Annotated in this window: 7 protein-coding genes; 5 read left to right on the forward strand and 2 right to left on the reverse strand. The window is 65.1% G+C overall.

The features are described from left to right. Positions 1–5: 5 nt before the first annotated feature. On the reverse strand, positions 6–1280 hold the full coding sequence (gene urtA / locus HWW87_RS19105) for an urea ABC transporter substrate-binding protein (protein WP_175821651.1): 1275 nt from the start codon (positions 1278–1280) through the stop codon (positions 6–8). 224 nt (positions 1281–1504) lie between these two features. Between urtA and HWW87_RS19110 the strand changes: the two genes are divergently transcribed. The 5 genes from HWW87_RS19110 (at position 1505) to HWW87_RS19130 (ending at position 10426) form a co-directional block, all read left to right on the forward strand. Continuing rightward, positions 1505–4924: an ATP-binding protein gene (locus HWW87_RS19110; RefSeq protein WP_175821652.1), complete on the forward strand. Its 3420-nt coding sequence runs from the start codon at positions 1505–1507 to the stop codon at positions 4922–4924. 67 nt (positions 4925–4991) lie between these two features. Beyond that, positions 4992–5930, forward strand: coding sequence for a response regulator (locus HWW87_RS19115; protein ID WP_175822109.1), 939 nt, complete (start codon positions 4992–4994; stop codon positions 5928–5930). A 739-nt stretch (positions 5931–6669) separates the two neighbouring features. After that, a complete protein-coding gene (locus HWW87_RS19120; protein WP_175821653.1) occupies positions 6670–8085 on the forward strand; it encodes a sugar porter family MFS transporter in 1416 nt (471 codons plus the stop codon). Positions 8086–8140: 55 nt separating this feature from the next. Beyond that, positions 8141–8869: an HAD-IA family hydrolase gene (locus tag HWW87_RS19125; protein WP_175821654.1), complete on the forward strand. Its 729-nt coding sequence runs from the start codon at positions 8141–8143 to the stop codon at positions 8867–8869. 30 nt (positions 8870–8899) lie between these two features. After that, the gene (locus tag HWW87_RS19130; protein WP_175821655.1) at positions 8900–10426 is read left to right on the forward strand and encodes a mannitol dehydrogenase family protein; all 1527 of its coding nucleotides are present in this window, start codon (positions 8900–8902) and stop codon (positions 10424–10426) included. Positions 10427–10558: 132 nt separating this feature from the next. On the opposite strand, the gene HWW87_RS19135 is transcribed toward HWW87_RS19130, so the two are convergent. Further along, complete coding sequence (locus HWW87_RS19135) at positions 10559–12592, reverse strand: FUSC family protein (protein WP_244107304.1); 2034 nt, start codon at positions 12590–12592, stop codon at positions 10559–10561. Between the last annotated feature and the right edge of the window lie 16 nt (positions 12593–12608).

Raw genomic sequence — 12608 nt, forward strand, 5'->3', positions numbered from 1 at the left:
ACGGATTACATGTAGCCCTTCGGGAACGGATTCGGCTGGATCGGCTGCTCCGACTGCGCGACGACCTTGAACTGGCCGTCCGCCTGGCCCTGGCCGATCAGCGAGCGGCTCCACAGGTGATGGTTCGCATCGACCTTCGCGTAGCCTTGCGGCGCGTTCGCGACGTCGATACCGGCCGAATGCGCGACCACCTTGTCCACGTCGAAGCTGCCCGCGCGCTCGCATGCCGCCTTCCAGATCCACGGCCCGAGATAGGCGGCCTGCGTCACGTCGCCGATCACCGACTTCTGGCCGTAGCGCGCCTTGAACGCCGCGACGAACTTCTTGTTGTTCTCGTTATCGAGCGACTGGAAATACTTCATCGACGAATAGAAGCCCGCGAAGTTGTCGCCGCCGATGCCGAGCACTTCGTCTTCGGTCACCGACAGCGTCAGCAGGAACTGCTTCTGCGGCGTGATGCCCGCGGCCTTGAGCTGCTTGTAGAACGCCACGTTCGAGCCGCCCACCACGGTCGCGAAGATGCAGTCCGGGCGCGCGAGCTTGATCTTGTTCATCAGCGACGCGAACTCGGTCGTGCCGAGCGGGTAATACTCCTCGCCCACCACCTTCGCGTGCAGATGCTGTTCGATATGGCGGCGCGCGATCTTGTTGGACGTGCGCGGCCAGATGTAGTCGGATCCGATCAGGAAGAAGGTCTTGGCCTTCTTCGTGTTCGAGGCCCAATCGAGCGCCCAGAGAATCTGCTGGGTCGCTTCCTGGCCCGTGTAGAACACGTTCTTCGACTGTTCGAGGCCCTCGTAGAAGGTCGGGTAATACAGCAGGCCGTTGTCCTTCTCGAACACCGGCAGCACCGCCTTGCGCGAGGCCGAGGTCCAGCAGCCGAACACCGCCGCGACGTGATCGTTCTCCAGCAGCTTCTTCGACTTTTCGGCGAAGGTCGGCCAGTCGGAGGCGCCGTCTTCCTGAATGATCCGCACCTTGCGGCCGAGCACGCCGCCCATCGCGTTGATCTGCTCGATGGCGAGGCGTTCGGCCTGGATCGAGCCGGTTTCGGAAATCGCCATCGTGCCCGTGGCCGAGTGGAGCTGGCCGACCGTCACCGTGGTGTCCGTGACCGCGAGGCCCGTGGTGTTGACCTTCGCCGTGGGCGGCGTTTGCGCCAACGCGCCGCGCGGCAGGCCCAGCGCCATCAGCGGCGCGGCGGCGAGACCGCCGAGCATTTTCCGGCGCAGCGGCGAAGGCATCCGGGCATCGTCATCGAATCGATCGTCTGCGGACATCACGTTCTCCTTATCGGGTGCCCGGCGCGGGTCGCTGCGGGCTGGGTCGAGGTTGGACGCAATGTAGGAAGCCAATTTGACGATCGAAATACGTCAATCGACGTATTCCCGGCGCGCGGACTGGAATGTAATTTGCATTGCAGGGCGATCCTGAGCGGCGCGGTCCGCCGTCATGCCGTTCGCGCCCCGCTCGCGCCGCTTTCGCACCAATTCGGATCATCGTCATGTCCCAGAGTCACCCATCAGTGGGCGCGCCCGGTACGCAACGCATCGTCAAGGTGCGCCGCGACTACAACGCCTGGGTCGGCGACGAAACCCTCGAGGACTACGCGCTGCGCTTCACGCCGCGCTCATTCCGGCGCTGGTCGGAGCTGCGCGTGGCCAATACGGCGATCGGCGCGGTGTCGTTTCTGGTGCTGGAGGCGATAGGCGGCAGTCTCGTCGTCAACTACGGCTTCACGAACGCGTTCTGGGCCATTGCGGCCGTCTCCGTGCTGATCTGGCTCACCAGCCTGCCCATCAGCTATTACGCAGCGCGCTACGGCGTGGACATGGACCTGCTCACGCGCGGCGCGGGCTTCGGCTATATCGGCTCGACGGTCACTTCGCTGCTGTACGCGGTGTTCACGTTCATTTTTTTCGCGCTCGAAGCGGCCATCATGTCGCTTGCGCTCCAGCTTTATTTCCATATTTCCCTGGCGATCGCCTACGTCGTGAGTTCGCTCGTGGTGATTCCGATCGTCATGTTCGGCATCACGCTGATCAACCGCCTGCAAAGCTGGACGCAGCCGCTGTGGCTCGTATTGTTCGTGCTGCCCTACGCCGCCGTGCTGTGGCGCCATCCCGACCTGATCGCGCAATGGACCACCTTCGCGGGCTTCGCGCCGCAAGGCCGCGCTTTCAGCCTGATCGCCTTCGGTCAAGCCTCGACGGTCGTGTTTGCGCTGATCGTACAGGTGGGTGAACAGGTGGACTATCTGCGTTTCCTGCCGCCGCTCACCGCGAAGAACCGCACGCGCTGGTGGTTCGCGTTGCTGTCGACGGGGCCGGGCTGGATCGTGCCCGGCGCGCTCAAGATGCTGGGCGGCGCCCTGCTCGCCTTCATCGCGCTCCAGTACGAAGTCGATGCCAGCCACGCAACCCAGCCGACGCAGATGTACCTCGTCGCCTATCATCTGCTGCTCGATCCGCTGGGGCTCGCGAGCTGGGCGCTGCCCGCGATGACGCTGTTCGTGATCGTCTCGCAGTTGAAGATCAACGTGACCAATGCCTATGCGGGCTCGCTCGCCTGGTCCAATTTCTTCGCACGGCTCACGCACAGCCATCCGGGCCGCGTGGTATGGCTCGTGTTCAACGTCATGATCGCGCTGCTGCTCGTGGAAATGGGCGTGTTCGACGCGATCGCCAAGGTGCTGTCGCTCTACGCGAACATCGCGATTGCGTGGATCGGCGCGTTGTTCGCCGATCTCGTCATCAACAAGCCGCTCGGCTATAGCCCGCGACATATCGAGTTCAAGCGCGCGCATCTCTACGATGTGAATCCCGTGGGCGTCGGTGCGATGCTGATCGCAGCCGCCGTCGCGATGCTCGCGCATAGCGGCCTGTTCGGCGTGCTCGCCCAGGCGATGTCGTCGTTCATCGCGTTCGGTGCGGCGTTCGCGTGCGCGCCCGTGCTCGCGGTACTCACGCGCGGTCGCTATTACATTGCCCGCGCCGCGCAACCGACCGGCGACGCCACCTCGCTGCGCTGCGCGATTTGTGAAAACACCTTCGAACCCGATGATACGGCGCACTGCCCGGCCTACGGCGGCACCATCTGCTCGCTGTGCTGCTCGCTCGACTCGCGCTGCCACGATCGCTGCAAACCTCATGCGCGCTTCGCGTCGCAAGCCGACCGCGCGCTGCATCGCGTGCTGCCGGGCGCGCGACTCGGTCCCGCCGCGCTGCGCCTCATTCACTATGCGAGCCTCGTGTTCGCCATGCTCGCGGTGCTGGGCAGCGTGCTCTATCTGATCTGGTCGCAGAGCGCGACGTCGATGAGCGCCGCCGGGCCGGCGATCGGCCATGCGCTCTCGGGCAGTTTTCTGAATATCTTTCTCGCGCTCTCGCTGGTGGGCTGCATCGCGGCGTGGTGGTTCGTGCTGGAGCGCGAAAACCGCCGCGTCACGCAGGAGGAGTCGCAGCGGCAAAACGAATTGCTGATGCTCGAAATCGACGCGCATCAGAAAACCGACGCGGCGCTCAAGCGCGCGACCGCCGCCGCGGAATCGGCCAATCAGGCCAAGAGCCGTTACGTGTCCGGCTTGAGCCACGAGCTGCGCACGCCGCTGAACAGCATTCTCGGCTACACGCAATTGCTGCTGCAGGCGAAGGAAGAACTCACACCCATGCGCTACAACGCCGTGCGCACGATCCATCGCAGCGGCGAGCACTTGCTCGCGCTCGTCGACGGCCTGCTCGACATCGCGCGCATCGAGGCGGGCAAGCTTCAGTTGAACATCGCCAAGGTATCCCTCGCCGATTTCGTCGCGCACCTGACGTCGATGCTGCGTCCGCAGGCGCTCGAGAAAGCGCTCGCATTCGACGTGCAGACGGTCGGCCGGCTGCCCGCCACCGTGCGCACCGACCAGAAGTGCATGAGTCAGATCCTCACCAACCTGATCGGCAATGCGATCCGCTTCACGTCGAGCGGCGCGATCACACTGCGCGTGAGTCACGCGCTCGATACACTCAAATTCGAGGTGATCGATACCGGCCCCGGCATCCCGCCCGCCGAAATGGAGCGCCTGTTCCTGCCGTTCGAACGCGGCGAAGCGGCCCATGCGTACGATCACGGCGCCGGTCTCGGACTCACGATCTGCCGCCTGCTCACGCAAGCGCTCGGCGGCAGCCTGGAAGTGGACAGCGAAGTCGGGCACGGCACGCGCTTCGTGGTACGCCTGTTCGCCCCCGCCGTCGACGCGGCGGCCGAAACCCACGCCGAACTCGCGTCGATTCGCGGCTATACGGGTGCGCGCCGCGCCATTCTCGTGGTCGACGACCTCGACGATCAGCGCGACATCGTCGTGCAATTGCTCACGCCGCTCGGCTTCGACGTCGCTGAAGCGGCCAGCGGCACCGATGCGCTGCGCTGGCTGGCGATGCACACGGCGGACGCGATCCTCATGGACATTTCGATGCCGTTGATGGACGGCTACGAAACCAGCCGCCTGATCTCCGAGAATCAGTTGTCGAACGCGCCCATCGTTCTGCTCTCCGCCAACGCGTTCGCCGATGACCGTGATCGCGCGAGCGCGACCGGATGCAAGGGTTATCTGGTGAAACCGCTGCAGGTGAACCTGCTGCTCGACAAGCTTGCACAACTGCTTGCACTCGAATGGATTGCATCCGACACCCGCGCGAGCGCGCCGGCCGCGACACATCCGCTCACCCCCGCCGTGTGGCCGCGCGAGCTCGTCGACCAGCTGCATGCGCATCTCGAAGTCGGCTACGTGCAAGGCGTGATCGAACAGCTCGACGCCGCCCACGAGACCTGGCCCGCGTTGCGGGATCAAATCGCCGCGTTGCGCTCGTTGGCGGAACGTTTTCAGCTAAGGGAACTCGAGCATGAACTTGACCGACTCGCACGCGGCGCGGACGCGTGACGCGCACACCACGATCGCGGCCTCACCGATCGTCGACGACCCGGCCGCGCGGCTGCGCGAACGGCCGGTGATCCTGATCGTCGACGACACGCCGGAGAACCTCGCCTTTCTTTCCGATACGCTGCAGGCGCACGGCTACGCGGTGATCGTCGCGCTGTCCGGCGAGGACGCGCTCAAACGCCTCGCGCGCGTGACGCCCGACGTGGTGTTGCTTGACGCAATGATGCCCGACATGGACGGCTTCGAAACATGCCTGCGTATCAAGCAGGACGGACGGCACGAGCATCTGCCCGTGATCTTCATGACTGCGTTGACGGAGAGTGAGCACGTCGTGCGCGGCTTTCGCGTGGGCGGCATCGACTACGTGACCAAGCCGGTGCAGCCCGAGGAATTGTGCGCGCGCATCGGCGCCCACGTGCGGCGTTCACGCGCCCAGTTGTACGCGGAGGCGGCACTATCGCTCGACACGCGCGCGGCGCTGATCGTCGGCGCGGACGGCACGATTCAGTGGCAGAGTCCGCAGGCGGCACATCATATCGCTGCCTACACGGCCGCGCATGACGCCCCCGCCGGTGCCGCGCAAACCGCGAACGCACGCGATACCGATGCGCCGCCGAAGCTGCCTGCGCCGCTACGCGCCTGGTTCATCGACTGGCTCGCGCGCGGCGCCCAAGGCGACGCCGTGCACGAATTCAGCTCGGGCCCGATACGCCGCTCGGCCAGTGCGACGCTCGGTCCGGAACCGGGCAAATGGATCGTCATCCTCAAGGAAAGAGACGACACCGTGCATTGCAATGCGCTCGCCGAACGCTTCGGCCTGACCCTGCGGGAGGCCGAGGTACTGCTCTGGGTGTCGCACGGCAAGACGAACCGCGATATCGGCGACATTCTGGGCATCGCCCCGCGCACGGTGAACAAGCATCTCGAACACCTGTTCCGCAAGCTGCATGTCGAGACCCGTGCGGGCGCAGCCGCCGCGGCGATCAAGATGCTCGACCGCACGTGACAAGCGCGGATCCCGGCATCGTCCAGTCCCGATGCCCTTGCCGTGCGGCTCGCCGTGACGCGTCGTTCACGTGGCGATCCCCGTCGCGGCGACGTTGAATGCAAGCGCGTTCACGACGCGGATTCAGCTAGGCAGTCCAACACATAATTTCGCAAACTTGATCTTTTGCTCTGTTTATGGATAATTGTTCATAACTCGGGCGACATGCTCCCCGTAGATCTCGTCACGAGCCCCTAGCCGGCCAGCCCCGCTCGGCTGGCATCCCCTTTTTCGGCACCCGACCCTATTGGTCCGCCGAAATACCGTCACGATTCCACCCGGCAACGGCGGAATCGTTCGCCTGCGACGCAGGCCGTGAAGCGCCAGAGGAGACACTGGCGCCTTACTCCAAAGTGCGGCTCCAGATCGTGCTCAACCAGAGGAATCGTCGCGCCTTCGATCCAAACCGGTTTGGATGGGCTGCGAGCGGTTTCCCTACTCGGTGACCGACATGACCAGGCAATCACCCCGGATACAAACCGGAAGTCCACCTCATCGGCGCGTTCCATTTGCCCGACGCGGCAGCATGCCGCCCGGCCACGTCCCCGCGCTCGCCTGAGCGTCCGGGTGCGCCCTTCTGCGCCCGACTTCAGCGAAGCGTTGCCACCCATGCGGGGGCGCCTTTTACCGCAGTAGGCACATGCCGTCACGCTGCGCGTTCGTTCGCCGTGCGACGAACAGCATCACGAGGAAAACCGTCATGGCTTCTGATTCCGCCCTTCCCGACACCCCCGCGAGCCGCGCCGGGTCCACCCCATCCGCCTACATGCGGACCGTCGCATCGGTCGCGGCGATCGCCGGTGGGCTCTATGGATACGACACCGGCATCATTTCGGGCGCGCTGCCCCTCATCGCGCGAGACTTCGCCCTCGACTACCGCGCACAGGAGCTCGTCGCCGCGGCGATCCTGCTCGGCGCGGTGATCGGTGCGCTGGCCGGCACCCGCATGTCGGCCGCATTCGGACGCCGCAAGACCATTACGATCGTCTCGGCGATTTATGCGGCCGGCGTGCTGGCTGCCGCACTATCGCCCGACGTGTGGTCCCTTGCCGCTTCCCGGCTCGTGCTCGGATTCGCGGTCGGCGGCTCGACGCAGATCGTGCCGACCTACATCGCGGAACTCGCGGAGCCGGACAAGCGCGGTCGCCTGGTCACCTACTTCAACGTATCGATCGGCATCGGCATCCTGCTCGCGGCATTGATCGGCGTCGCGGGGAACGACCTGTTTCCCTGGCGCGCGATGATCGGTATCGCGATCGTCCCGTCGGTGATCCTGATGGTCGGCATGACCCGACTGCCGCGCAGCCCGCGTTGGCTCGTCGAGCAGGATCGCGTGGCCGACGCGCATGGCGAGTTGTCGAAGGTGCGGGAATCTCAGGCAGCCGTCCGACACGAGATTGCCGATATTCGGGATGTGGTCGAGCGACAGCAGAACAGCGCGACATCGGGCTGGCGCACGATGCGCGAGCCCTGGGTACGCCCCGCCCTCGTCGCGGGCCTCGGCGTCGCCGCGTTCACCCAGCTCAGCGGCATCGAGATGATGATCTATTACACGCCGACGTTCCTTCGCGACGCGGGGTTCGGCGCATCGGCATCGCTCTGGGCCGCACTCGGCGTCGCCATCACCTATCTCGTGATGACCTTCATCGGCAAGCTGATCGTCGACCATGTCGGCCGCCGCACGCTCAGCCTTGCGACTCTGCCCGTTGCAGCCGCCAGCCTCGTCCTGCTTGGCTGCCTGCTGCGCGGCGACATCGTTTCGCCTATGCAGCAACTGTGGATCGTCGCCAGCCTGATCGCGTTCATGGTGTTCAACGCCGGCGGTATCCAGGTCATCGGCTGGCTGACCGGCGCGGAAATCTACCCCGTCGCGATTCGCAACCAGGCCACCGGCGCGCACGCCGCGATGCTATGGGGCTCGAACCTGCTGCTGACCGGGACTGCGCTGACCGTGACCAAATGGCTCGGTGTCGGCGGTGCGATGTGGGCGTACGCGTGTCTCAACGCACTCGCCTGGGTGTTCATCTACTTCATGGTGCCGGAAACGCGCGGTCGCAGTCTCGAGGACATCGAGCGCGCATTGAAGCGCGGAACGTTCGGACCGCGCCATTCATGATCGAGCCGAGTCAAGCCGGTCACCTCTATCCCGCCTTCTCATCACGGAAACCGACATGAACGAACTCCCTGCCGCTCGTCGACTTTCGGACTATGCGCTCATCAGCGATTGCGATGGCGTGCTCGTCAATAGCGAGGCAGTCGCCGAACGCATCATCGTGACTCGCCTCGAGCACCTCTGGGGGCTGGCCGGCCTTCGCGACGTCGTGCGTCCCATGCTCGGCATGCGAACCGAGCAACTGCTGCGCACGGTCGCGACCGTCGTCGGTCGGCCGCTCGACGACGACACGATCGAGGCGATTCGCGCGGACGTCCACGCCAACGCGGTGAATGCGCCGGCCATCGACGGCGTGCGCGACGCATTCGCCGCCGTTCCGCTCGTCAAGGCATGCGCGAGCAACAGCGACTTTTCCTACGTGCGCAGCGTGGTCGACCGGATCGGCCTGGCCGACATGTTCGGCGAACGATTGTTCACGGCCGACCAGGTGCCCTCGCCCAAGCCCGCACCCGACGTCTATCTGGCCGCCGCCCTTCGCATGCATGTCGCGCCCGAGCGTTGCATCGTCATCGAAGACAGCGTGACGGGTACGGCAGCCGCGATTGCCGCCGGCATGACCGTACTCGGTTTCGTGGGCGCCGCGCATGCGGCACGCACGCAAACGGACAAGTTGCACGCTGCAGGTGCGTACGTCGTCTTCAACAACATGGCCGCGCTGCCGTCGCTCGTCGAGCGCTGGCTGCGAAGAATGCACGACACGGCGCCCGATGTGCGCATGCGCGCCTGACCTTCCTCGATCAAGCAACACCTCGCGATCATGAATGACAAAGAATCCCCGCTGGCACACGAAGATGGCTCGCGCCATCCGCTCTCCCATGCAACCATCGGACACGCCGCACCGCACGTCGCCGTTCCTGCCTACGACCGTCATCGCTTGACGGCAGGCATCGCGCATATCGGTGTCGGTAATTTCCATCGCGCACATCAGGCACGCTACATCGACCACGTGCTGCATCTGCCCCGTCACGAAAACTGGGCAATATGCGGAATCGGACTCGGTAACAGCCGGTCCTCGGTCGCAAAGGCCGATGCGCTCCGCGCGCAGGATTGCCTCTATACGCTGACGGAGTTCTCGAGCGACGGCGCGACAACCGTGCGTGTAATCGGTGCAATGATCGAATATCTGCACGCACCGAGCGATCCGGAGGCCGTCCTGACCAGGCTTGCCGATCCGGCGATCCGGATCGTATCGCTGACTATCACGGAAGGCGGTTACAACCTCGACGAGACGACCGGCGCATTTCGGTTCGATACGCCCGACGTCGCATACGATCTTCTGGGAGGACCACCCCGTACCGCGTTCGGGTTCATCGTCGAAGCGCTCAGGCGGCGCCGGGCCGCCAACGTACTGCCCTTCACCGTGATGTCCTGCGACAATCTGCGCAGCAACGGCGATACCGCGCGACGCGCGGTGCTCGATTTCGCCCGTGCGGTCGACGTCGATCTCGCTGCCTGGATCGAGCGTTACGTCGCGTTCCCGAACAGCATGGTCGATCGGATCGCGCCGCAGGTGACGGATGCGGTCCGCCTGCACGCCAACCGGTTGTCAGGCATCGACGACACGGCGCCGGTCGTTGCCGAAACATTCTCGCAATGGGTGGTCGAGGACAGTTTCAGCGCCGGACGCCCGGCATTCGACGCCGCGGGCGTCGAATTGCGCGACGACGTCCATGCATACGAGGCAATGAAGGGGCGCATGCTGAACGCTTCTCACATGTTGCTCGCTTATCCGGCGATTCTGTTGGGACATCGCTTCGTCCATGATGCAATGGCCGATCGCGATCTCGCCGCGCTGCTCGATACCTTCCTTACCCAGGACGTCGGCCCGATCCTCACGCTACCGCACGGCGTGTCCGCGCACACCTATGCTCAAAATACGCTCGCGCGCTTTCGCAACGCCGCACTGGGCGACCAGTTGCTGCGCGTCGCGCACGACGGCGCATCGAAGATTCCGGTGTTTCATGAAAAGACCATCGGGGCACTGGTCGCGCGCCACCGCGACATGCGCCGTGAAGCCCTGCTGCTGGCTTGCTTTCAGCATTACCTGAAGGGCGTCGACGATCTCGGCAACCCGTTCTCCGTCAGCGAACCGCAGTTCGATGCATCGGATCTCGATCGCGTGCGAAGCGGCGATCCGCTCGCGATCCTCAAATCAAAGCCGTTCGCCACACTGGGTCTCGATGGCAACGCGGGATTCGTCGATCAATTCCGCACGATGCAGGCAGCCGTGGCAAGAGGCAGGACGCGTGACGCCGTCCGGCTGGCGCTCGATTCGGATGCTTGAGCGACGTATCGCTTCGCGAACATCGGTGGCGCGATTGATGCTGTCGGAGCAATACGTCGAACGACCGCCTGAATGATCTGTGGATAGCGGGTACCGCTGACGACGGCGGATCGGTAGCCCGCCGCGGCGAGATCAGTCGGTTCCCGTCGAACCCGAACCCGCGCCGGCGATCAAGGGGTGAGGGATACGAGAGCCGCAGTTATCTCCGCCACCGTTCCTCGCCCGTATTTTTCCGGACAGCGCGTCCTCGAATGCCCGGTTGAGTTCGGTCAGCTTCGCGTCGAGCCAAGCCAGTTCCCGGTGGGCGGGTAACGGATGATCGCCGGACATCGCGAGCGTTCCGGGCCCGGCGTTCGCGGCCGCATCGGCTCGCGTCGCGCGGCTGCGAGCCAGATCGCTCATCAACGCATCGATCCGCGTGACGATGGCTGCGCGCGCATGCCGCTCGAATGCGACAACCGGGCCACCGGCTTCGACAGGCAGGAGTGTCGCCACGATTCGACCGTACAGCCAGCAGTACAGCAGCGCGTCCAGCAACCGTCGGGCATCGCCGGATACACGGAGCATGCGCCACGCGGCCAGCGGCCTGACAGCCATGCGCACGTCGTGAAAACGGCGATCGGCCGCGCGCGTCTGCGCCGCCCCCGGCCGCGTGCCGTCGTCGCGTTCGTGCACGAGTTCTCGCAGCGCGGCCAACAGGCTGTGCGAGCGCGTCGCAATGTGGCGCGACGCCGCCAGTGGCATCACCAGCATCGCCGCCGCGAACGAAACCGCGCAGCCGATCAACACCTCGCCGATACGCAGTTCCGCAAGCAGTCCGATCTCGAACCCGAGTTGCGCATAGACGAGGCCGATCAGCACCGTGAGAAAGAAAACGCCGCGTCCATAGGCGTGCAGGATGTGGTATGCCCAGGCAAACACACAGACGCCCATGACGATGGCCACGAGTGCATTCGCATGATGAACGGCGCTCACGACGAGTACGCTCGCGAGCGCGCCGGCGAGCGTACCGGCGACGCGTTGCGCGCCGCGATAGATCGTGTCCGCGCACGAATACGTGCCAAAGAACACGACGAACGTGCTGAGTACCGCCCACATCCACCGCTCCGACGACAGCGTCTCGCCGATCAACATGGCGGCGAACGCAGCCGCAGCAGCGCGGATCGCCGGTAGCCATGCAAGCGTGCGCCAGCCGACGAACCACGGAATCGCACGCGCGGGCCGCGGCATCGTGGCCGGACGGGCGGCGGTCATGCGCGCCGCTACTTCGTCGGCGACGGTATCGAAGCGAGCGATCGCGGCGCGCAGCGCCGCGGCGGCAGCGTCGGTCCGATCGTGGTTCAGCACGCGCCGGGCCGCCGCCATCTCCAATGCGACGAGCGCGGCGTGCAGCGCATGCGCGTCGCCTTCATCGAGTTTCGACGCGTGATTCTCGAGTGCGATGGCGGCTTCGTTCAACGCGAGCAAATGCGTCATCGCATCCAACGTGCCCGCGTCCGACACGTCACTTCGTGCGATGCATGCCGCTTGCAGCGATACCGAGCGCGCGATGAGCCGGGGCGTGTGCGCCGCATGCGTCGGCAACAGCATCCGGCAGACGAGCACGACGCTCGCCGGGCCTGCGATCGACATCGCCAGCATGCGGCCGACCTGTAGCGCGGTCGGATGCAGATAGAGGCCGAGGTAGTACATGGCGATCGCCAGGAACGCACATCCGACCGTGCGCGGCCCCTGGGTTTGGCACAGCATCGAACAGAACAGGACGATCACGAAACCCGCCTTGCCGACGGCGGGCCACGCGCTCACGACGGCGGCTGCGGCGAAGCTCGCGCATGCGACGCCGTACTGCCATGCAAGCGATTCATACCAATCCAGCCGGTGCGCATCGCGCAGGAACAGTGGCGCGATCATCGCGAAAAGTATTCCAACGGCGCCGGTGGTGATCGCAAAACCGAGATGGAGCGCCGATGCAATGCCGAGCGCGCCGGCAAGCAGGCTCGCCAGCGCGGCGCGCGCCCCGCCCAGCAGGCGATGAAGACCGGGGTCGACGATAAACAGGCGGTCAATGGCGCGTGACAACGAAACAGCTGACATGATCGAAGTATTCCAAGAGGCAGCGCGGCTGCGTTCGGCCGGAATGCCGACCGCGGCGTTCATGACGGCCATCGCGAGTCGCGAGGGC

It is taken from the genome of Burkholderia sp. BCC0419, from assembly GCF_902830285.1.
Lineage (GTDB): Bacteria > Pseudomonadota > Gammaproteobacteria > Burkholderiales > Burkholderiaceae > Burkholderia.

What these genes read in the sequence shown, in the direction of transcription:
- HWW87_RS19125 (WP_175821654.1), top strand. Translation starts at nt 8,141, where the DNA reads ATGAACGAACTCCCTGCCGCTCGTCGACTTTCGGACTATGCGCTCATC.
- HWW87_RS19120 (WP_175821653.1), top strand. Translation starts at nt 6,670, where the DNA reads ATGGCTTCTGATTCCGCCCTTCCCGACACCCCCGCGAGCCGCGCCGGG.
- HWW87_RS19130 (WP_175821655.1), top strand. Translation starts at nt 8,900, where the DNA reads ATGAATGACAAAGAATCCCCGCTGGCACACGAAGATGGCTCGCGCCAT.
- HWW87_RS19135 (WP_244107304.1), bottom strand. Translation starts at nt 12,592, where the DNA reads ATGGCCGTCATGAACGCCGCGGTCGGCATTCCGGCCGAACGCAGCCGC.
- urtA (WP_175821651.1), bottom strand. Translation starts at nt 1,280, where the DNA reads ATGTCCGCAGACGATCGATTCGATGACGATGCCCGGATGCCTTCGCCG.
- HWW87_RS19110 (WP_175821652.1), top strand. Translation starts at nt 1,505, where the DNA reads ATGTCCCAGAGTCACCCATCAGTGGGCGCGCCCGGTACGCAACGCATC.